The organism is Paenibacillus sp. LBL (genome assembly GCF_029893715.1).
Classification (GTDB): Bacteria; Bacillota; Bacilli; order Paenibacillales; family Paenibacillaceae; genus Paenibacillus_AQ; species Paenibacillus_AQ glucanolyticus.
Genome location: NZ_JARXYU010000014.1, coordinates 13,424 through 36,073 on the forward strand (window position 1 = coordinate 13,424; position 22,650 = coordinate 36,073).

20 protein-coding genes and 3 pseudogenes are annotated in these 22,650 nt (G+C 38.2%); 6 read left to right on the forward strand and 17 right to left on the reverse strand.

Annotation, left to right across the window (positions count from 1 at the left end; translation table 11 throughout):
- Nucleotides 1–425 precede the first annotated feature (425 nt).
- The 4 genes and pseudogenes from M2277_RS23310 to M2277_RS23320 form a co-directional block, all read left to right on the forward strand.
- The gene (locus tag M2277_RS23310) at nt 426–755 is read left to right on the forward strand and encodes a hypothetical protein (RefSeq protein WP_280755613.1); all 330 of its coding nucleotides are present in this window, start codon (nt 426–428) and stop codon (nt 753–755) included.
- A gap of 41 nt (nt 756–796) precedes the next feature.
- Nucleotides 797–1,147 carry a hypothetical protein gene (locus M2277_RS23315; RefSeq protein WP_006208367.1) on the forward strand — a complete coding sequence of 117 codons (351 nt, stop codon included), beginning with the start codon at nt 797–799 and terminating at the stop codon, nt 1,145–1,147.
- Nucleotides 1,148–1,323: 176 nt separating this feature from the next.
- Nucleotides 1,324–1,446 (forward strand): annotated as a pseudogene (locus tag M2277_RS31785) (IS3 family transposase); the annotation flags it as partial.
- A 32-nt stretch (nt 1,447–1,478) separates the two neighbouring features.
- Nucleotides 1,479–1,523 (forward strand): annotated as a pseudogene (locus tag M2277_RS23320) (hypothetical protein); the annotation flags it as partial.
- Nucleotides 1,524–1,536: 13 nt separating this feature from the next.
- Here the strand turns inward: M2277_RS23320 and M2277_RS23325 are convergent.
- From M2277_RS23325 to M2277_RS23340, 4 genes and pseudogenes are all read right to left on the reverse strand, one after another.
- A pseudogene (locus tag M2277_RS23325) lies at nt 1,537–2,106 on the reverse strand (SF0329 family protein).
- A 420-nt stretch (nt 2,107–2,526) separates the two neighbouring features.
- Nucleotides 2,527–2,793 carry a type II toxin-antitoxin system PemK/MazF family toxin gene (locus M2277_RS23330; protein ID WP_268741780.1) on the reverse strand — a complete coding sequence of 89 codons (267 nt, stop codon included), beginning with the start codon at nt 2,791–2,793 and terminating at the stop codon, nt 2,527–2,529.
- Nucleotides 2,794–2,863: 70 nt separating this feature from the next.
- Nucleotides 2,864–3,166 carry a hypothetical protein gene (locus tag M2277_RS23335; protein WP_280755614.1) on the reverse strand — a complete coding sequence of 101 codons (303 nt, stop codon included), beginning with the start codon at nt 3,164–3,166 and terminating at the stop codon, nt 2,864–2,866.
- Nucleotides 3,167–3,420: 254 nt separating this feature from the next.
- Nucleotides 3,421–3,795 carry a hypothetical protein gene (locus tag M2277_RS23340; protein WP_280755652.1) on the reverse strand — a complete coding sequence of 125 codons (375 nt, stop codon included), beginning with the start codon at nt 3,793–3,795 and terminating at the stop codon, nt 3,421–3,423.
- A gap of 217 nt (nt 3,796–4,012) precedes the next feature.
- Here M2277_RS23340 and M2277_RS23345 point away from each other — a divergent pair, with 217 nt between their 5' ends.
- Complete coding sequence (locus tag M2277_RS23345) at nt 4,013–5,128, forward strand: RHS repeat domain-containing protein (RefSeq protein WP_280755615.1); 1,116 nt, start codon at nt 4,013–4,015, stop codon at nt 5,126–5,128.
- A 1,153-nt stretch (nt 5,129–6,281) separates the two neighbouring features.
- Here M2277_RS23345 and M2277_RS23350 read toward each other — a convergent pair.
- The 7 genes from M2277_RS23350 to M2277_RS23380 all read right to left on the reverse strand — a co-directional run bounded on the left by M2277_RS23350 (nt 6,282) and on the right by M2277_RS23380 (nt 10,690).
- A complete protein-coding gene (locus M2277_RS23350) occupies nt 6,282–6,851 on the reverse strand; it encodes an SF0329 family protein (RefSeq protein WP_036640812.1) in 570 nt (189 codons plus the stop codon).
- Nucleotides 6,852–7,162: 311 nt separating this feature from the next.
- A complete protein-coding gene (locus M2277_RS23355) occupies nt 7,163–8,179 on the reverse strand; it encodes a carbohydrate-binding protein (RefSeq protein WP_076153077.1) in 1,017 nt (338 codons plus the stop codon).
- A gap of 339 nt (nt 8,180–8,518) precedes the next feature.
- Nucleotides 8,519–9,046, reverse strand: a complete 528-nt coding sequence (locus M2277_RS23360; protein WP_036640814.1) for a hypothetical protein — start codon at nt 9,044–9,046, stop codon at nt 8,519–8,521.
- Nucleotides 9,047–9,791: 745 nt separating this feature from the next.
- Nucleotides 9,792–9,974 carry a hypothetical protein gene (locus M2277_RS23365; RefSeq protein ID WP_006208358.1) on the reverse strand — a complete coding sequence of 61 codons (183 nt, stop codon included), beginning with the start codon at nt 9,972–9,974 and terminating at the stop codon, nt 9,792–9,794.
- Nucleotides 9,975–10,016: 42 nt separating this feature from the next.
- Nucleotides 10,017–10,256 (reverse strand): hypothetical protein, encoded by a 240-nt coding sequence (locus tag M2277_RS23370; RefSeq protein ID WP_234972789.1) that lies wholly within the window; start codon nt 10,254–10,256, stop codon nt 10,017–10,019.
- A gap of 102 nt (nt 10,257–10,358) precedes the next feature.
- Nucleotides 10,359–10,514: a nuclease-related domain-containing protein gene (locus M2277_RS31790; RefSeq protein WP_234972788.1), complete on the reverse strand. Its 156-nt coding sequence runs from the start codon at nt 10,512–10,514 to the stop codon at nt 10,359–10,361.
- A complete protein-coding gene (locus tag M2277_RS23380) occupies nt 10,514–10,690 on the reverse strand; it encodes a hypothetical protein (RefSeq protein WP_006208355.1) in 177 nt (58 codons plus the stop codon). Before M2277_RS23380 ends, M2277_RS31790 begins: the two co-directional genes overlap by 1 nt.
- A 425-nt stretch (nt 10,691–11,115) precedes the next feature.
- On the opposite strand from M2277_RS23380, the gene M2277_RS23385 reads away from it, so the two are divergent.
- Nucleotides 11,116–12,522 carry a helix-turn-helix domain-containing protein gene (locus M2277_RS23385; RefSeq protein WP_006208354.1) on the forward strand — a complete coding sequence of 469 codons (1,407 nt, stop codon included), beginning with the start codon at nt 11,116–11,118 and terminating at the stop codon, nt 12,520–12,522.
- A gap of 846 nt (nt 12,523–13,368) precedes the next feature.
- Here M2277_RS23385 and M2277_RS23395 read toward each other — a convergent pair.
- From M2277_RS23395 to dpdJ, 6 genes are all read right to left on the reverse strand, one after another.
- Nucleotides 13,369–13,677, reverse strand: coding sequence for an ATP-binding cassette domain-containing protein (locus tag M2277_RS23395; protein ID WP_006208353.1), 309 nt, complete (start codon nt 13,675–13,677; stop codon nt 13,369–13,371).
- Nucleotides 13,674–13,916 (reverse strand): hypothetical protein, encoded by a 243-nt coding sequence (locus M2277_RS23400; RefSeq protein WP_036640815.1) that lies wholly within the window; start codon nt 13,914–13,916, stop codon nt 13,674–13,676. Before M2277_RS23400 ends, M2277_RS23395 begins: the two co-directional genes overlap by 4 nt.
- Nucleotides 13,917–13,920: 4 nt before the next feature.
- A complete protein-coding gene (locus M2277_RS23405; protein ID WP_036640816.1) occupies nt 13,921–14,604 on the reverse strand; it encodes an HNH endonuclease in 684 nt (227 codons plus the stop codon).
- Between the two features lie 99 nt (nt 14,605–14,703).
- Entirely contained in the window at nt 14,704–17,541 is a 2,838-nt protein-coding gene (locus tag M2277_RS23410) for a hypothetical protein (protein ID WP_006208352.1), read from the reverse strand.
- Nucleotides 17,542–18,054 (reverse strand): phospholipase D-like domain-containing protein DpdK, encoded by a 513-nt coding sequence (gene dpdK / locus M2277_RS23415; RefSeq protein ID WP_006208351.1) that lies wholly within the window; start codon nt 18,052–18,054, stop codon nt 17,542–17,544.
- Entirely contained in the window at nt 18,051–22,622 is a 4,572-nt protein-coding gene (gene dpdJ / locus M2277_RS23420; protein ID WP_006208350.1) for a protein DpdJ, read from the reverse strand. Before dpdJ ends, dpdK begins: the two co-directional genes overlap by 4 nt.
- Nucleotides 22,623–22,650 lie beyond the last annotated feature (28 nt).

The window sequence follows — 22,650 nt, forward strand, 5'->3', positions numbered from 1 at the left end:
ACTGTCAAAAGATATCACTAGACGTTGTTGGTTATGGTTTGACTAGAAAATATTTAAATTTATGCGAGATCAATAGGGGGCGAGAGGTACGACTACACCGACTCAAAGTTGATAAAACGTCTATAATATTGAGAATATATTACTTTATTTGCAAATATAAACCTTTATGTTAAACTTGTTTTGTGAAATATTCCCAAATGATATAAGGTTGTGACATAGTACTACACTGGTACCGCCCCTAATGCAGAGGCTGCTGAAAGCAATTTGGCAATTTTTTTCCGCCATATTCTGAAATTGTGAATTCAGACTCAATTTTAAGTGATCTTACTGAGGAAGAATATCACGAGGCAGTAAGAAATGCTATTCCTATAGAATCATTGATGGTAGAACCCACAGAAACTCAGCCAGAAGGAAATATTAAACCTATGGCTAATATGTCTTGGGCTTTTGATAATTTGCAACCACCCGGTCCATCTGGTGGGGCCCACTTCGCAGGTGAATTCACTTCTTCAGCAACTAAATTCAAGATTACTGTTGTTCAGTGGGCTACTAATAGTAACAAAGCCCCCTCTGTGAATTATACACTCGTCAACAGAGATTATTTTGAAACGCCAGCCCTCATCTATGGGAGATTTACACATACGAACGAAACAAAAGAGATATGGAACGTACCTCCTGGTACATACCAAGTAATGGTGACTAATTTGAACGACTTTGCGATTTCTGGAAATGGATATATTGATGGTATATTTTAAGTTTTTTAACAATTAATAACAACGTAGAAGGGGTGATGATCATGAACAAGAAGCGTTTAAGAATATCTATAATCATTACATCATGTTGTCTTGTATTAATGGGCGCATTTTTTATAATCAGAGAACTTATAGATACTAAGCAAGTTGTAGACTCGACTATTAATGACACCACTCCTCCAAAAGAAGCATTACCAGATTGGAAAATTGAATACGATAGAAAAGCTCGAACAGAACCGGTGGAAAGTGTAGTAACTGAACATGGAGAATTTTATTATGCACCTTTTCCAAAACAATTTCCACGAGAGGAAGTTGTTAGAGGAGATATTGGTGAGGAAGTGACCGAAGATACAAAACAGTTGATAATAAGAGGATATTATTACGAAAAAAAATAAAAATAATATCATCGGATACGTTTTCCCTGGTCTAACATTCAAAGATGAAGGCTAGAAAGTGAAAAAGGTTTCCAAGAAGCAAGCGGGACTGACCCTATAGCGTAAGACAAATTAAAACACCTTCAAGTGATAACCATGTCGTAAGATATGGAGACCACCTTGGGGGTGTTTTTGCTTTGGCAACAAGAGTCAGCTATCCGGTAGAAGTAAAGGAGAAAGCCATTGAAATGAGATTGGATGGTATTCCAGTGAAAGAAATAATGGAGCAACTGAACAGTCTGGTTGTCACCGACGCGCAGATAACGCTCCTTAGGAGTCTTTTTTCGGTCATATGAAAGACCACGTAAAGAGTCGAAACTGCAAATCTATAGCTGAGTTAGAGCGAGAAATTAAGCGCTATATTCATTACTATAATAATCACAGATACCAATGGGATGCTTTAACTTCATTTTCTCGCTCATGTTTAAAATTCGCTTTTTGCCAACTCGTCTGTCCACCAAAGCTAAAATATTCAATAAGATATCATGACTCTCCAAGCTTTCATCTATAGAAATCGATAAAAACTTAGTAGCTACTACGACAAAATTGGATTTACTTAATACGGCCTGTGCTGACAAAAGCTCTTTTGCAAGCTCTGAAATTTTTCTGCTTCTTGCAATGACTTTAAGACGATCCTCGGGTACGGTCCCCTTGGTATCCTTTCTGATCGCTTCAATTTCATCATGGCTGATAGGAATTTGGATATCCGGATCATTCTTAATTTCCTGCTCCGTCTAATACCATCGGATGGAGCCCGTTGTATCACTCATATTGAGTATGTTCTTTTTATCTACGGCAAGATAACAAATTCCGGATTTAGCAGGTAGATAACGATAACTGGTTGCCCGGTATTCGACCCTACCAAGTAACGCAGGAGAGAGAAAGCTCTCCAGTTGTTGCTTTAATTTGCTCCAGGACATCTATCCTCCTATGTTCTCAAAGCCTTACTACCCGTATTTCGCGGTAGATTTATGGCAATGACACCTATAGTGCCAGACTAGTTTGATATAAAATAACAAAATTTCTAAAGTTAAAATATTACCCGTGGGTGAAGATCTATCATACCATGATTATGGTCATGTATAGAAACAAGAGGAACCGCCATGAATGGCAGTTATAATAGTTCGATCCTACATTCTTTAAAATATTTCAATCAATTTCTCATTAAATTTCTTATACTGCTGCGTCACTTTTCTTTAGGAGATGCTGGTCGATGTGTTTCTTGCTTTCCTAAAATCGATTTATGATCATGCATATATACCTTCTAAATGTATTTTATAGGGAAAAACCGCTCCATTAAAACTCAAACGAGGGAACGGCTTGTATATCATAGTGTACGGTTAGTGAATCAACAAATCGACCTTATGCAGAACCTCATCCAAGGTCTTCTTTGGAACTCTGCAAATAAACTTGGCTTGGCGAGATTGCCAATCGAGGCTCTTAATCTGATCAGAAAGGATAACCCCTTCGATCGGTAAATCCTGTGGAATAACCACCTCGAATGGGTAGCCTTGTGTTACTGGCCCTGATCTCAGCCGTTCGTGATCCTGGGCTCTTTGTTCCGAGCCCGTGGATTGCGAAAACGGCCTATTTCTTGTCCCTGTCACTACTTTCCGCCCTTAATGGCGGCTGTTGTTAGAAGTGAGCATCTTCATTCCTCTGTATTGCATTACATATCTATCGATCTACTGAAAGATTCGTTCGAAACGTAGGCAAATTGTTTGCCTTACCCATCTCGCTCAGTAAATTCTCCATGCTCGCTCTCTGAAAGGACGCCAGGTATACAGCCAACAGTTCATCCGTCTCCTCTTCGGATACGTCGAGTTCAAACACGATCAGCACATCGTCCTTCACGTAGATTTTCCACGCGTTCAGTTCTGATCCTTCCTCCATCTCATGCTCCGGTTCCTCTAAACACATACATCTGCGATAGTCGGACAAACTCCACATGCTCTCATCGAAAATGGCCCAATATGGCATCCGATCCTCGACACCTAACTGCACGAGTGCCTTGGCAGCGAGAAAACGTTGAAGCGATCGATTTTCCAGCTGTCAGTCGGGGGAGTTCCACGCGCACAGATAGACCGGCGGGTCTTCCTTCTCCAGATCCTGAATTCGGATCCCGCAATATATCACAGATTCTCTACTTGATAGAAGATCAAAAATGCCTTGTCTGTCGTAAAAAACGTGATACGCTTCGCAACGAATTCAATCTAATTTATTCAATCTAACAATCACGAATTTAATAAGTCTGATGCTGAAACCTTTTTCCAGCCTTCAAGTCCTATTAAATTTAATATCCGTTCTTTTTCTGAAGCATCAAATTTGTCCGTATCTTTTTTAAGACTCCCATCAAATTCCTTCATGTAATGCTCATTATTCGTATCCGTAATGTACATGTAATAGACATCTTGGATGGTATCACCATTGCGAAATTGAAACTGAAAGACATACATTTGTTTAATTTCTTGAATATTAGGCAACGGTTCGGGTTCTCCACCCTGTGCCCATTGTGCGGCATTCCTCAGCAAATCAGGGTCACTTTGAACATTGATCAGTTCGGGTTGAACGCGACTGGAATCATTACGGTACATATGAATATTTATCATATCCAATTTTACGGATTCTTCTATTTGATCCTGATTTCTTGGCGAACAGGAAGTTACGATCAAAGCAACTAGAACAACGCATAACAAAACTTTTTTTAAGTTAATATGAATCACCCCTATAAGAAATTTTTAAACAAAGGAGGAATTTACCATTAAAAAGAAGAATATGTAATTTGTATCGGTATTATACCATATTTAGCCAAAAGGAGTTGGGATTTTGAAGAAGTTATTTTTTTCGGTCGTTGCCTTAGTCCTATTGATGCCAAATCTAGCATCAGCTGATCAAATCGCTGTACCACAACAAGAAAGGTTATCCTCTATTAATCAGATCAAGGAATACGTTTTGACAAACAGAGACGTTAACGTAATGTTATACGATGAAAACGGGAATATTCTTAACGAATTCCATAGCGATGGTAATGTTATTAATTACCAGTATGACGCAGACGGCGAAATGATATCTTCAACAGATTCGTATAACGGGATGCAGATCTATGAGCTTGACAAAAAAACGAATTCTCTAAGTATTAAAACTTATGCAAACTCGGCTTTTGTGAATGAAAAGAACCTTGTTAATGAAAACGAGCAGGTTCCATTAGACACATCAGAAAACATTCCTATTCCCTATCCCATAGTTCCCTTTGCATATGAAAGTACAGTTATTTCGGGAGTTAATATGAATACTCTAATAACAGATACTGACTTTACCAATTCTTCAACCATGAGCTCATCAGCTATTCAGACATTCTTTGAGAATAGAGACTCAGTTTTGAAAAATGTTGTTCTAATCTATTATTTAGACTCGAATGGTAATCCATATTTTAATGGTCATACCATCAATGCCGCTTCAGCTATTAGTACAGCTGCCACAACAAACGGAGTTAATCCCAAGGTTATACTGGCAACTCTGCAAAAGGAATCTTCTCTAATTTCTGCTAAGCCAGGATCCGTTGATTATAGTTCTCGACGGTTCTATTATGCAATGGGTTATGGAGCAACCGATTCTGGTGATGATCGATCAAAAGGCGGATTTAACTATCAGATTTCCGGTGGAACACAAACTCTTAAAAATCGTTATACCCAATCACCATCATCTGGGTACCCAATAAAGCTACCTGATGGCACTGTTACTAGTATTAATTTTGGTAAATCTGTAACTTCCGGCGGGGTAACGTACAAAAACTATGTTTGGGTAGATAATAGAGCCACCTATTCTCTTTACCGTTATACACCACACACCATCGATACCTCACTTTTACCAACTATCGGGGGTGGAAATTACCTTTTTGTAAAAATTGCAACTGGTTGGTGGGGCTCATCAACTTGGAAATGATTTAAATCTATCCGTCACCGTTGGCAAAAGGTAGCAGATTATATGTTTGAAAGGGATTATTCCGAATGAAAGTTAATGCACAACCCAAAAACGGTTGATAAAACGACTCCAAAGTGAAGCAAAACAAAAAGAGAAATAGGCCGTGAGTGAATGGGGGGTATCGACATATTTCTAGTCCTGCAACTGGCACCGCCCTCAAGGCTGATATTGTTAAGAGCGAGGATGTTAGCATCCTCGTTCCTTTTTACTATCAGCATCGTCAATGGGAAAATCCAGTGCCACCATAGTTCGAATCAATGAGCCACATCCTTCCCAGCCAATAGTCAACGTTGAGATGATCATCTTCTTCTCCACTTCATGCTTCAGCGATCGAATAAGATTCCTTCTTAACGGCTTCAAACATCGCTTTCGAATACATAATCGCAACAAAATGCGACCACTTGATTAAACCTACCCTGACATGCTGAGAAGGATGTGACTTAATTCGCAAAATGACCAAACAACATAAAGAAACTAACAGCTAAAATCATTAATCCTATGGAATAAAAAATCAGCACCATTCTTGCGCCGCCATATTCTGAAATCGTGAATACAGACTCAATCCTAAGTGAACTTACTGAGGAAGAATATTACGAGGCAATAAGAAATGTCATTCCTATGGAATCATTGATGGTAGAATCCACAGAAACTCAACCAGAAGGTAATATTAAACCTATGGCTAATATGTCTTGGGCTTTTAATAATTTGGGCCCAAACGATGGGGGCCATTTCTCAGGTGAATTCACTAGTAGATCGAAATTCAGGATTACTGTTGTTCAGTGGGCTACTGATAGTAACAAAGCCCCCGACGTGCATTATACACTCGTTAACAGAAATTATTTTGGAAAGCCAGTCCTCATCTCTGGGAGATTTACACACACGAACACCACAGCAGAGATATGGAACGTACCTCCTGGTACATACCAAGTAATGGTGACAAATTGGAACGATTTTGCAATTTCAGGGAATGGATATATTGATGCTATCATATATTGATCCTATCTTATAAGTATTTCCTCAACAACAAACGGTCATATGAAAGACCACGTGAAGAGTCGAAACTGCAAATCTATAGCTGAGTTAGAGCGAGAAATTAAGCGCTGCAAGTTCATTTTTATAACGTACTGCGCCGTAGTTCATAAAAATACTGCACAGCGGGATGCTTTAACTTCATCTTCTCAGCCATGTTTAAAATCCGCTTTTTGCCAACTCGTCTGTCCACCAAAGCTAAAATATTCAATAAGATATCATTGCTCTCCAAGCTTTCATCTATAGAAGTCGATAAAAACGTAGTAGCTACCACAGTGAAATTGGATTTACTTAATGCGGCCTGCGCGGACAAAAGCTCTTTTGCAAGCTCTGAAATTTTCCGGCTTCTTGCAATGACTTGAAGACGATCCTCGGGAACGGTCCCCTTGGTATCCTGTCTGATCGCTTCAATTTCCTCGTGGCTGATCGGAATTTGGATATTCGGATCATTCTTAATTTCCTGCTCTGTCTGATACCATCGGATGAAGCCCGTTGTATCACTCATATTAAGGACGTTCTTTTTATCTACGGCAAGATAACAAATTCCGGATTTATCAGGTAGATAACGATAACTGGTTGCCCGGTATTCGACCCTTCCATGTAACGCAGGAGAGAGAAAGCTCTCCAGTTGTTGCTTCAATTTGCTCCAGGACATGTAATCCCCCTATATTCTTAAAGCCTGATTCACCCGTACTTCGCGGCAGATTTATGGCAATGACACCTATAGTGCCAGGCTAGTTTGATTAAAATAACATATATTCTAAAGGTAAAATAATTCCCTTGGATGAAGGTCTATCATACCATGATTATAGCCATATACGGAAACAAGAGAACCGCCTTGAATGGCAGTTCTCTTAGTTCGATCCTATATTCCTTAGAATTTCTCAGTGTCTTGTCATAATTCGTCTTCTTAATTTGTTTATAAGATTGTATCCATACTGAGGCTATTCTTCATGGCATAACACCTTAATTCTTTCCGCCATAGCCCTTATAAGTAGCGTAAACTGCATCTGCATATTGATCTGCCAGAATAGGACGGCCATAAGAATCCGTAGCTCCCGGATACCAGTTATCTCCACCGTTGTAGTGTAATAATCCGTTGTAGATATTTCCAAACTTCGTAATCTTCTCATTTAAAATCAACGCACCCAGATATACCTGATCTTGTTCACTGCTATGATTATACGCACGGCCAAATTTTGAGCTGAATTGAGATAAATACGCATTGCGTGTGTTTGGTTCTACCTGCATCAATCCGTCGCCGGCCGATGGACTACCTGGTAAACCTGCTCCAAAGCTGCTTTCCTTTTTGATAACAGCACTTAGCAATAAAGCAAAATCTCCGCCTTTCCCATAGGCATTGTCCGCATTCATGACATATGTCCATATATGGCTCGGAACCTCGGCAGGCTTTGTTACTATAGGAGATGGTGAACCCGTATAAATCTTGACCGATGACATTTTGTCATTGATCGTGTTGCCAACCCAGGAAGAATCTGAAGTAAAGGTCCACTTTGTTCCTCCAAAATTATCATTCTCATATACTTCAACCGTCCAACCGCTTGGAACCTTAAGAGACGACATCCAGTCATTCGGAATTCCGTTTGCGTTCAACTGAGACAGTGTATAATTGCCTATCCCGAGTGTCACTGCTTTTCCTCCATAGTTTATATCTGCATAGAATGTTACTCCATTCGTTGTCGGTGGTGGGGTTGGTGGCGTAGTTCCGTCGCTACCGCCTTTCTGCCATAAAGCGGGAACATTGGACGGTTCCCAACCTACGAGAGAAGTATGTGCCTGAAGACAAGTATAAGTGCTTCCACTATAGGTTACTGTGTCATTTACTGCATATGCGGTATTTGGAGCCCATGCTCCTCTAGCGGCTGCGTTTACTGACGGTAAGGCTGCACAGAATGTGAATAGAAATACTGCTAAAATTACCAAAAGTGATAAGCGCTTAAAAGTAAACCTTTTATTAGTCATTTTCAAACCTCCTTGTTTTTTTATTTATCTGTAGCGCTCCCATGAGACATGCCACAGGTTTTAAATGTGCTATGATCTTACTTTATTTCCGTTTTTTAAGTTAATTCCATAATTTTTTTAATCAGATTATTACAATTCAAACAATATAACGGCATGAAAAGCGACCGGCAGACTGCACCTGATCATTAGAAACGGCAGCGGACGTTTACCAATACGTCCAAACTTATAAGGAGTAATATCCGGAAGTCCGCATTACTGCCGATCCTGAGATAACGAATTTACTTAAACAACAACAAGGCGGCTCCTTACGAGGAGCCGCCTCTATTTTTCGTATGGGTTTTAAATTCCTTGATTTTCAACACTCCCGTCTGAGGATTTTTTTGCAAAGCGCACGCCTACTCTAATTTGTTCTGGCTGATCGACTTTTTCTATGAGATCCAAATCATAGAACATAAATTGATCGATTTCGTTTGTGTAATAGAAGCCTTCCCTTATAGATTCCAAAGACTCCTTGTTCAGATTCTCTTCAAACGTTTCTTTGTTGTTCTCCACAACCGATTCAAGATTGTTCCTTAATTTGGAGATAATGTTGTCGTCAAAGAAGCTGCCTTTATATTTGTCAAAGTCAATAGAGACGCCTTTCTTAAAATCGGCCGCTGTTATGTCCTTAATTGCTTCTTTCTCGTCTGGTTCGATCAGACTTTCTGTGTTTGTTGGTGTATTGTTGGTTGAAGGTGCTGGGCTTGTTGTGTTGGAAGGTGCTTCGCTATTGGAAAGAGTGCCAGTGCCATCTGATTTCCCGCATGCAGAAAGAAGTAATGCCCCGATTAAACATAAAGATAAAATACCGCGAGAGAGATTCTTCATTAGGTTGAATCCTCCTTGTAATTTTCGGTATATATGTAAGAGGGAAAGGGAGAAAAAAGTTGCCTTTACATTGCGAAACGATATGCATCATCAGCAAGTAACAGACCTATTAACGTGGGAGCAACCGGGGGTGTTTACAACATGGTTGCAGCTACACCTTCTTCTTGTTAAGGACGGGGTTTCCCCGTCCTTTTTTTCTGTGTAGCGTACATAATAGCCGATCGCTCAGGGAGATCAGGATAGGCCAATTACATACAACCGTATTCTTTTTTATTCTGACGAATAGCTGTTTTTAATGTACTTTGATGAAATGTTCTAACCAGCAGATTCATCGTCTTATCAAGCTGAGCCCAACGCTTCTAAAGTGCCAGGTTATTTTGATTTAAATTAACTAAATTTCTAAAGTATAGGAAGATCGAGCGAAGTGAAGGATTCCACAATTAGTAATTTCATTTGTATTCGTTGGGTGGCCTTCCGCTGCGCTCCAGTTTACTCCCATGGGCTTCGACATAGCCTTTCCTGAACAACAGTGTGCAACATCCCACATGCACTATATCTCCTTAGGATTAACTCTGTCGCACGTATTTTCCTGAACCTTTGTACTTATTGGTCTTTGTACTCCAGGTGAATATTCCCTCTGCCAGATCCCAGCCGCCTTCGATTCTATGATTCTTCCAGTACTGATGTACTTTACCCTTTGAATCAATGTAAACTCCCAGATCTCCCATCAATTGAAGAGTTTTACTCAAGCTCCCATGCTGAAGTCGATATACAGGTCATCGGTTTTGACGATCTTAACCACTTCATTAGGATACTTTTCAGCAAGGATATCCTTAGGTTTCCTTGCTGCAGCAGATACACTACCCGTAAACGAAAAGAAAACTGCCAAGCTCAGCAATAATGCCGTTGTAGAGAATTTGCCTTTCATAAATATGCCCTCATTTCTAGTGTTAACATATCTCTGTTGATATTAACGTAATTTCACCTTTTCCACATGCTCAGCCCGAATCTTCGAATCAGTGATGTTCGACTCAAGCAAGGATTGATAGATCTTCTGAATATCAGCTTCCTTTAGAACGGTATCCACCTTCTCCGCTTGAATCCGATTCATTTTGCGCTGAATATATTCGGACAGTTCGACATCGTACACAATCAGTTCGTCCGATTGGATTTTTCTTAGTTCCGGATCTACGCTGAATCTACAGCGCATTGTAAAAGAAACCAAAGAAATGTAACGGCTCTTTTGGTAGTCAGGGAGCAAACTTTTGATTGCTTGAATATGGCCGTAATTTTGCATAAAGGGATTATACATTTAAAACCGGTTACTAACTGTCCATGACTTATTCTCTCTTGTTCCCTTAATCTCTCCCGTGTAGTTCTTCGTCTCGATGACAAACAATCCTTGTGGCGTGATCACTACATGGTCGATCTGCGAATAGCCCGTTCGGGACTTCGAATTCGTGACCATTAAATCATTTGGTCTAGTTGAATATTAATCTTATGCTCACCCAGCTCACCAATTAGAGTAGGCTGAACCTTGGGTTTGGCGTTGTTTCCTGATGTTTTGGCTTTATTCGTATGTTGAGCCGGCTTTTTCTTTGGCATATCAGAGGATTTGAACAAGGATTTTAATTTTTCAAACATAAGAGAGCTCCGTTCTTCATGTAATGGTGATTAACTCTGTTCAGCAGATAATCTTGCTACAGTTGAGCAAGTCCTAGAAACATTAGTGATTTTTCATATATGGATAACGTGATCACCTACCGCCATCTTATAAGCCGTATATTAATAGGTCAACCAAAAACCAGTATATTCCATCAATACTAAAATACTCTATTAATACGGCTTAAAAAGGACGCATTTCAGTACTCTGTAAATTTTTTAAGAATCGATGCTACTCCCCCAACGCTAGATTCGTAAGAATTAATTACTAACTACGTATTTCTGTTTAATTTAGCTTATCTTTCTAATCCTACTATAAAGTTATTGACCAATGGTGTATTATGCATTAAATTACTTATATACGTCATTTTCCTGAATATGGAATTTGAATCTGGAGGGGGATATCCTTGATACCTACAGACACAACGATAAGTACGGAACTATTACGTTACCTGAAGAAGGAAAATCTCAGCATTTCCTCTTTTGCAAATAAATCGAGGATTAATTCAGGAACTCTCAGCCGATTCATAAAAGGGCAACAGCCCCTTTCCGTCTCCAACCTGGATTTAATTACTGAGGCCATGAATTTGGAAGAGGGATATTTTTATTCCTTATATGCGAATGAATGTATCATTCAATCATCTCCAAATTGGAGACGACTTGGCCCATTTATCATGCGTTGTTCCGAACTAGACAAACTCAAATGCTTAGATCACGTTATTGGTATGATGATGGATAATTTAACTTATTCTTCTTTGCTCTTTGATAGCGCAGAAGCGCTATATCGTAAGGGAGATCGAGAAGCAGCCCTGATCATATACAAGAAGGTTGCCGAGAGTGAAAAATACCAACATTCCGAGAGATTAGGCATGTGTCAATATAGAATATTTACATGCTCCTTAAACTCGGATCAGGAACATAACTTAGACTGTACAATACAGTTTGAAGCATACGTTCAGCGCCTTCCTGAAGTAGTACAATTGGACGCTCTAGAAGATCTAACAAATACTCTACTTTCCCTCCAAAAATGGGATAAAGCTAAATACTATGCCCGGGAAATGGGGAGAATTTCGAGATTTCTTTATAACGCACAAAATCATAACAAATCTAAAAATAAGAAGAACAATTCAACTCCTAAAAAACCTTTATTCGGTTATATCCTATACTCTGATTTGCTACTAGGCTCAATAGCAGCAGAAAAATCTAATTATAATGAAGCTTTATTCTATGTTTCCTGTTACGAAGATCAAGCTTGGATCAAAGAATCAGATAAAGTTTCCGAAGATATTAAGAAAAAATTCATCAGGTGGGCCAAAGGAAATCGCTATCTATATCAAGTAATGAATGGAGACTTTCAAGTAATCGACGAGTATATTGAGTATATTTCTTCTCTTGAAAATGAAATATTAAGGGCTCTTTTTAGAATTATACACGCAGCTATTGTACATCATTGGAACATTGATAAGTATCTAGAACAATATGAGAGTGTTATAAGAGAACATTATGAGCAGGGATGCGTGGTAGGAAGTTATAACCAACAAATAATAAATGATCGCTTTGCCATCTTCCTCGCCGAAATTGGTGAATATTATATAAATCAAGGAAATATCCATAAGGGCACAGGATTTATATTGGATAGTTTAAATGTTTCGTATAAAATTAATAATACAGCTAATATAGTAAAATGCTGCTCGACAATCGAACATATTCGGCATGAGATCGATCAATCAGATCTCCGAAGATACTCCCAATTGATGAAGGAGGTTTATAATCGTAATGAGAAAAAAGTTGATGGATATTGCGTGCATTCTTAGTTTCATATGTGCATTTGTATTCACTAACAATATCACTATCCCTGCCAATGAGGATCAATTAATCCCCCCCTCTCCTCCTCACATAATTACTACAAATAGTCATGGTGAGGGTGGTGGGTGGTAATTATTTCGTAGTAATAACAAACATGTAAGGTGAATTAGGCAACAGAAGATAATTCCTATAATCTTGAACCATGACCCACAGATAGGGTCATGGTTCAAGATTTTTTTTCAAAATGTGAGATAAGAAAAAACAACTCCAGTGAAACAGTAAAGTGCGTTGGTGTGACAATGTAGAGTTCTCAACATCACTTCATATATCAGATAAGTTGAATTTAGAGAATCAAATGATTAGGTAAATAAGAAAATTTATGAGTTTGGGATTGAGTAAGATCGTAAATATGGCTGTCAAGTTAGCTCAGATCAATCTTGATACACGAAGAATTGTTTGTTAAGATATTAACAAACATATGTTCTTATTTTTAGAGTTGTGGCTAAGCAGGAGATCATGACTTTTGCAAAATTTCAACAGAAATTTGATACAAAACAAGTATGCCATATGCATCTGTTTCAACTTAAATGGCCAGCTGGATTTTGCTGTCTAAATTGTCTTTATTACGATTATTTCCAGATTAATACATTAATACTCCCCTTATTACAGTCTACAAGCTGCGTTGCCGCCTTAAACTGGCTGACTATTTTTCCATTAATGTATGATGTGTTACTTAATAATCAGTATGGTCGTCCAGATACTAGTCAGTGTGGCGGGTTATCTCTATACACTCCATAACTCATATGTAGAAACATAACAAGATCTTCGGCATACTTCAGCAGCTACCTTACTCATTAATGAAAGATCATAAAATACCGGTCTTTTATTTCTTTTCCTTCAATTTTTAATAATTCAATCCTTTCTCTCATTTCTCTACCTACAATTTCAAGAATTAAACTTTTTCCTGAACCATTTTTCCCAACAATAGCTGTAATATCTGAAATGCTTTTTCCATAGAAGTTTTTAAAATACTTCGGATTGTTTTTAATCAAAATTTTATTATAAGCTTTATCGTACTCAACTATATACTCACTGGAAAAGTTGAAGAATATATCTCTAAAAATATCACCTTGTGATTCTACATACATATAAAGTAACTTCATATTTTTTTGTTTCCTTTCACTATCCCCAACTCTTTACCAATATCTGAGATCATTTTGGACAACGGCCTTTTTCCATAGTTCTCAGAGTCAACATATGCTCCTATGATAAGTTGTTCAAGTTCTTGTTTTGAAGCGAATACCCCTCCAAATTCTCGAAATAATTGTACCTGATACTCTTCAGTATAAATCTCTTTTTTTATTAATAATTCTTGAACCACATCTTTATGAATCTGATACAATTCCTCAAGTTCTAATATTTCTATCCTTTTTATCCAATATTTTGTTTAAACCTAAATCAATTAATATATGTAGCTTTGACAAATCAGATAAGTATTCAACTCCTTTAATGTCATAACTAAAAGTGAGCATGTCATCTATTTCAATAGTGTTATCATAAGGAGAATAAGAAAAATCCTTAGTACCCTTTTTATGGTTACAACTACCACAGACGGGAACTAAATTATAAAATGATACTGATAGAATAGGATAATCGCTCTTATTAATAAAATGATCTAATTGACAACTTGTTTTCCTTGAACTGCTGTTAATAAAGTTTCGATTACAATAGGGACAAACCGTTACTCCAAGGTCCCGAACAAAAGCAAGCCGATCTATATTACACTGGTACACTGTTTTTAACAAATAGTTCTTTAAGCCATCTGTCATTTTGATTTTATTAGTATCAATATAGTCTCTAATGGAAAGCAATTTTGTTAGATCGGCTGTTACGATCTTCTCAAAAGAAGCTATCAACTTTTCATTTTTTTCATCAGGAAAAAGATGGTCAATATCTAAATTTATATCGCACCAATTATTCACATTTTTAATGTAACTACCTTGGCACCTTCCCCTCAATTTTTCAAAGTAGTTTTTTACTATCTGTTGTCGAATATTAACATCTTTTTTCATGAAATTTAGTTGGATCAATACTATGCACCACTTTTTCTGTAATTATTTCCATATTAATGACATACAACAAAACTGAACTGTATATAACTCAGTTCAGTTTTGTAATATTTATTGTACTCAACTCGCATTCGAACTCATAGCATACTCTTCAAGTCGTGCAATAATCCCCGCCTCTCCAGAACTTCTCGGATAAATTGGTTCATACGACAAATGGTCTTTAATACCATACGTTAGGGCATGGGAGATACATGCCGTAACCACAATTGATAAATCGGAATTTCTAGCATATGCCGTCGTTTGATCTGTAGCACGATCACTCGTACAAACATTAACTGTAATAAGGGAATTTCGTTTCATTATTTGGTCAGCCGCGCGATTAGCTGCCTTTTCTCTACAGGAAAAAATGGTGATTTTCATATTTTGCAATTTTTGTAGTGGATCGCTGTTATCTTGTACAATATCCTGAACCTGTTTACGAAGGAGTTCCAATACGTCATAATTACCAGATACCTCTTCACCAAGTAGAATCAGATAATCTCTCAATGAATCCATATCTTTTTCAAACTTGTCATATAGCCTACCAACCCACTCATCCCAAACGGGCTTGATTTCCATTCCCGGAACGCCATAGTCCTGAAATAACTCCATACAGTCAAATATAGAAGATAGCAAACGTAGAATCGGCTGAAATGTTAGCCATTCTTTCATGTAGCGCCACTGTGTGTCAGCTTCTCCCGGTTTCTTAAGTAAAAGACCATCCAAAAGCTTAATTAAGCCCTGTAACGTCTCCTCGTTCTTACTGGAAAATATACGCATTGCTTCAGCTAAGTTTTCGTAGAGATCAACATCATCAATTCTTGGAAAATCACGGTATTGAACAATGAATTGAACAAAAGGTAGAAGAGCACGTGCTAGTATTGATCTTTTTATAGACTCAGGCTCTTCAACAATCCAATCAATAAAATAATCATTGACTCGCAGTGCTGACGTAGGTGTCCAATCTATATCCTTATTTTGAATCTGCTCATACCAATCTGCTAAGAACTGATAGTCATTTTGGGCAGAATGCAATAAACCAAAATATGTGTCCCAATCCTTTGGTATTAATTTATCTTCAACTTCTGCCCATTCTTCTACCCCAAAATTTTTATTTTTGGATGCCAGATCTTGAACCTGATGTACAAGACGACATCTGGATAAGAGATCTGGACAAGGAATATCTGCAGATTGACTAAGAACTGGCACTAAAGTGCTAAAATACTCTCTAGATGCATATTTTCTCCACGTCACTGTCAGATCTTCAAATAAACTTCGATATTGATCTTTTGGTAAGCCTAAATTAAGTAGTGTATGCAACCAAACTGACGAGATTTTCATCTCTTCTGAGGTCCCCTGCATATGAGAAAGAAATATTCGATGAAGTTCTCCATACGTATCTTTTAATTCTTCGCGTGGCCATTGTGTATCTTCAGAAAAGAATCGCAACAAGTATAACATTGACAAGTTCAATGTATCTTGTGTGGTCTTACTGCCATCTTTCAAAAAATTCTTAAACTTATCCATTTCAGCGGAATTATCTAGAAATCCATCTCTATGCCATTCCACTGCCCCACGTCTCGCTAGCATTGTTGCTTGATTGAGATCAAAATCCTCTATCTTATCAAACCATTCATTCCATGATCCCGGAAGCGTAGCACTAACATTAGATTCCTGTATATTAGATTTTTTATCATTTGAAGGATATAAATACTCGAAACAGGTGCGCAAATGTCTGGTAGTTAGTATTGATTTCCAATCTATTATTGTTGTTGACTGCGATATTGAATCCACTACTTGTTTATCTATGGTCAGATCTTGTAGTTCATAGGCACATATTAACAATAACTGAATCTGTTCTTTGGACAAAGGCAACTGCACAGCTAATTTAAATGCTTCTTCATATCTACTATTATCCGCTAGACTTTTTGCTTCCTCTAAAGTAGATACCACCACTTCTAATGTTTCTATTATAGAAGTTGAACCGTTTGTTAATGATCGAAGTAGCGGTTCAATTGCTTGTCCAGAAGCCAATGACAATATTTCATTACGCAATTCATACATTGGTTCCTCTGACATGATCGAGCGTAACATGAAACACATTAAAACATGAGGATGTGTTAGGGAACCGCGTACTCGAAACAATGATTGATACACCGGCCAAATCTCTTCACTAAAGACTTTTTTCATACTCTCAGAATCTGATTCTATCGTCTTCAGATACTCCGAGTACACCGCACGTATGATCCCTTCAGTTACTCTTGCCGGTCGTGGCGATTTTAATAAATCTTCCATTTGTGGATGAATCAAAATTTCTTTCCAACAATTTAATCTTGATAACATTTCAATTCGCATAAACAATGCATTACGAGGATCAATTAAGTTATGACGTTCTAGAATTACTATTTGTGCTTCAGCAAGACCATGTTCACCAGCCTGTAAAGCTAGCTCAAAAGTTCTTAATAACGGACTTGGGTCAGTCGGTATACTTACTCCGCGTTCTGGTCGTTCTCGGAGCAGACGAAATAAATCTAGAACCTTCTGCCCAATGGCCTTATCGTTTCCACGAAATTTAAAAAAATGTCCATTAGTAAAATTTCTAACATTTTCATCTTGAATATGATTAAAATTATCTACTTGATAAAAATCCATACTACTGTATGTGGTTCCAACAAAAGAACGAATCACTTCTCGCACTTGTGTAAATGAGTTTTCGTTAAAAGCGATTGCAAACCATGTGAATGATTTATCTTGCTCCATGTAAGGCAATACTGTAAATGAAGGATACTTTCCTTCTAATCTAGCTAAATATGGTTTAAATTTGTCTCCATAGTCCCCTGTATTAATTTTGTCCCATATGAGCAAATTAGGTAATGCATAAAATCGATTTAGAAAATCCTGAACTATCTGAGATAACATCTATTCTCCCCCCTTCCCCCATGATCGTCCCCATACAATTCTGTTCTCCGAAACTTCAGACGGGTCAACCGTATATTGGACAAACTCTTCAAGTGTAGTAATTCCGTTATTAGTAAAGTTCATTGATCCACTCAAAAAGTAACTGTCTCCTAACAACCCTTTACGATGAAGAACAGCATTTTGATGAAGGTTATTCCATGGTTTGGTAGTCTTGCTCTTAATATTATCTATGAATTGCTGATTTGATTTAACGGGGCGTGTTTCAAGAAAAAATTCAGTTCCCCTCTCCATTAACTCCACAATGACATCAGTAAAAGTAATGTTTTTCCGAGCCCATTCTGGATTAAGTAACATGAATTCATTGGCTCTATTATTGATGACTGGAATATCTGAAATCCATGGTGAAGCAAGGAAGAGCCAACGGCTCGGCCTAATTAGTTCGGCGACGAGGATGCTTTGTAATAAATCCGGTATCTCTCGAGAAGCAGCATTGGTATATATATATCGTGTCATAAAAGTGCCTCCCGAATTTCAAAATGAATGATAAACATTCCATTATCTCTCGTAATTCCTTCTACTCGAGGGTAGGAATGTAAAAAGCCTAGGTCAAGAGGTTCTGCAGTAAGACTTAGAATAATATCATTGATTTCTAGTTTGTTATCCTGCGGAACAAGCAACTGAACAGATCCATATGAGATAAGAAATTCTATCATCTGATCTCTCCAATTAGGTGCACAATATTCGACGCGTTTATGGAGTTTCACTGTATTCAACAATAATTCACGATCCGTCGGAATCGGAGACGTAAATGGATTGTATGACTCTAATGCCCTACGACGAATTTGTGAACCTCTTGGCCAAATCATGCCGTAAATCACATTAAATCGCCAATTAACATCATCAGATGCACGAGGATCAATGTGATCAAGTGCTGATATTAAATTTGCGGACTTCCCACTATCTACACTAGCGACATAAGCAAAGACACGAGCATCCATTTCGATACCAAGTCTACTTTCTTCTCTCTCCCATAATTGTAATAACTCGAACATAAAACAATCAGTTTGTTGATTACTTCCAGGTCTTAGCAGACGATTAAATAGTCCATTCATCACAGGTTGTGTCACTAATATTCCAGAACGCTCCATAACTTTCTTAATTCCCTCTACCGCTTTAGTAGTTTCCTTATATCCATTAGCGTTACGGAACTCGTAAAGTTGACTTTGAAGTTCTTCATTTATCTGTGTTTCTTTGAGTATACGTGACAACTCACTATGAACAATTTCGGCATCACACGGTGTAAGAGAACTTTCTATTAATCTGAAAAACCTCCGAGGATCTCTTTTATACTGCTTAATAATCTCCTCGATAATGCCACTCCCACCCTCAATTGTTTCCGTAACCCAGATCTCTTGATCTTTATCCAACCAACTTCCGTCATCTTGTCTTTGAGGTCCACCACCAATATCGAGAAGCAATTCACCATTACGATGAGGACCAGCAATTTCTAAACATGCTGCCAATATTGCTTCACCTAACGTAGCGATCCAACGCTTTTTAGCCCATTTTTTCCAGTCTTCTGTTTCCTCTGACCAAAGAATAACCGCTAATGATTTTAATCTTTCGCCTACTAATGGGATCTCGAATAAAGCTTTTAACTTGAGATGAGTCCGCTGATAGTGAGCCTCCTCTTCAATATCAGAGATCTCTTCCTTTTCTAATACTTGAAAAATAATATGCATCACATTATTCATTATCTTTGGAAAATCATTTGAATGAATATAGTCACAAGCTTCTGTTAAAGAGAGATCATTGATTAGTGCAATTTGTAACAAAGCAGACAGGTAGATCTCCGCCATACGCTCCAGCACAAACATGTTCCCTTGTTCCATTAAGCATGGATCATTCATAACAGAATGCTGAAAATACATTGTCCGAAATGATCGAAGTTTCGCAGTATTTAAATCAGCAGATGAAATAATAGTATCTGGAATATTCATCAATTCGAAGCGAATACCATCAACTTGTTGGACAAATCCTAAAGCCGCCGCTTTTCCAGGCTCTAAACCAAATCGAATAGAAAGTTGCACCGGATCCGATTGAGTAACTAATCTTACAGATGCTTCCGAACCGATAGCAAACCTTCTTACTGTAACAGCGCTAAATGTATCATGTGTAAAAAAACGAATATCCTTTAAAAGAGATGACCAATACAGTCCTGTAGGAACTTCTACATCTCTACCGTATTCGCCATCATCAGAGGGTGTTTTTTCTTCATTTTCAATAAATGCTTGTACAGACGGAAAAATCTGAGACTTCCAAACCAAATGAGCATTAGATTTAGTATCAACATTAAAATTAGATTGTGCAGGTTTCAATTTCCACGGTCGGATTACTGGCAGTTCAACAACACTACCGTCTTTGTTAATATATGAAAATATGCCAAGAATTCGATATTCGTCTTCATTACAAAAAGTTGAGATCATTAACTCTGATGACTCTCCAGTTTCACTCGGTTTAAGCGTAGGTGGGGCAATCCAATGACTTTCTCTACTATGATCGATTCCAAACCTTCTAGATACACGTCCTGGCGCAAAAGTATTCAACGCCTGTAGAATATCCATTGATTGATCTTCAACTTTATCAGAAGGCAGAACAATGCTGACCTCTGGCAGGCTAAGTTCACTGAATAACGTCGATGGCACAAACTCTGGTAGTGGATGATTAGATATGTGTGTCTCTTTAGCGCGAGAATCTCCTACTACCCCCCAATTCGTTTCTAACCGCCTAAGCAGCGTTGGAAGAACCTCTAACATAAGTGAACGAGGAGGATCCCATAAAATAGCTCTAGCATCTTGCTGGGATATACTCAATGCTTTCCGAATATAAGTTCCCATTCTAGCCCGCAATGAGCTATCATCTATCACTTTCTTAATTAATTTACGTGTTTCTCCCCGTGGTTTTTGATACTGATCTTGATGGCTTTGATCAAGAGGTTGTGCAAACATTTGCCACAGGCTTCCTACCTTAATTTTTTCCTGCCTTAATTCATAAGCGATCCAATCCATAAAAGCAAAAACAACTTGAATCCGCAACACATAACGATTCATAATTGGTAACTCTTGTCTCTCTAGAACAGGTTGAAACAGTGTTTCATAACTTTGATACATGTATCTATCTCGGCCAAAGTCAGATAAGACAGTGACCATCCATGGACGCATATCTGGGCCCCGACCAGCACGTCCTTTTCTCTGTACAAATGAAGCCAAATCACGTGGGGCTTTGTGCTGAATAACTGCTCCAACTAATTTATCGTTGAAACCCACTTCAAGTGAGGGAGAAGCTACAATAACTTCCGCTTTTGGATCCACACCTGTGTCCTGTGAACTGGTCCTTCCAACAATTAAAGATTGGGCCAAGTCGTGACCGATATCTTCAGCAAATAACCATGATTGCCCATTCTGCATTCGTTGTTTTGTCTCATCATTATTATGACTCCGTAAAGCAGCAAGTGGATCTCGGTCAAGTTTTATTGGATAATTGTTCTGATTGCTATCTCTAGCTTCAACATCAAGAAGTGTGTGAAATAGTCTATTGGTAACATCCAAGTCGTCCGTAAATAAAAACAATTTTGAACCAAATGTAGTCCCATTCCCATCTGGTGGTGTTCTATCTAACATTCGACGCAGTAGCATAGCTGTCTGAATTGTTGTTGAGAGCAACGAAGTACCCGATGCCGGATCTCCACGTATTAACAACTGGTACTCCTTTCCCTTTTCTTCAGAATCACCATATGATGAATCAATTTCAGCAACTTTGGAGCGTGCCAGCCCTGTTAACTGGCTAAAAAAGTCACCTGAATCCCGCAATGTTGCGGATAAGCCAACAAATTGAAGCGGCACTCCACCTAGAGCATGCTGCCATCTGCGTAATAATAGTGCAACTTGTGCACCGTGGGTTCCAGTATAGGTATGAACCTCATCAAGTAACACAATTCGAGGAGGTTGAGATGTACCAATTCCAATAAGCGAACCATAATTATGATCACTCATATAACGATTCATCATTTCCGTTGTTGTAAATAAAATATCTGGTGGGTTTCTTCGCATTTTGTTTCGGGTTAACGGTAAAACTTCACCCTCAATAACAGTATTACATTCCCTCTTAACACAAATTAGTCGTTCGAGATTACTATCATGATCTGACTTACTCCAAATTAGATCACTTTTGCAACCAGGGCATTTCAGGAATGGACAGACATAGCCTTGCGCTGTCATTTTCCATTTACTTTTTACCTGATTTTGATTAGTAGGTGTGTCTCCAAAAACTGCACCGATTGAGATAGGACGTTCCAAAGATTTCATTTTATTTAATTCGAGAACCTCTTTAAAAGTGTCCATAAACTGATCTTTTAAAAGTTCATTTCTTGGATATAAAGCAACTGCTTTTATCCAATTTGTAATATCAATGCGCGCAGCAATCCACGTTAAAGCTGGCAAATAAAACGACAATGTCTTACCAGTCCCGGTGCCAGCTGTCACGATAAAGCCTCGAGATTGTTCATCTTGAAGATCTTTAAACATTTGAAGAGCAGCTTCTTGCTGAAAGTCAGACAACTTATAATCAGAGCCCTTGCCTTCCAAGAAATAACGAAGCACATCAACCTCTAATGAATTTAATAATCCTTTAGTGGTGTCGATTAGTGATTGGGCTTTGATATGTCTTTTGGGATAAATACGCAACCTCTCCTGAAAACGAAAATCGGCAACCAAAGTTGGAGAGGATTGCCATGCCTTTGTAGGAAACCACTGCCGCAAACGTGCGATTAATCTAACCGTTTCCGCCATGCGCGTTCGCCATACCTCACCATCTCTAGATGGCAACATCGAGATATGCAAGTCTTCAAGCAATGCATTTATTAATTCCTCTGCTGAGAGATCATGAATCTCATGCCTCTCAATAAAAGATTCGGCCAAACTTGTCAATTCTTCATCAGTGAAATATCCTTCCACATATCCCCAAGAAAGATATTTAGCTTCTTCTGCTTCCAACTCATTCAAGAATAATTGCTTCCAGTCCATCTTAGGTCCCCTCAATTCAATACATCAT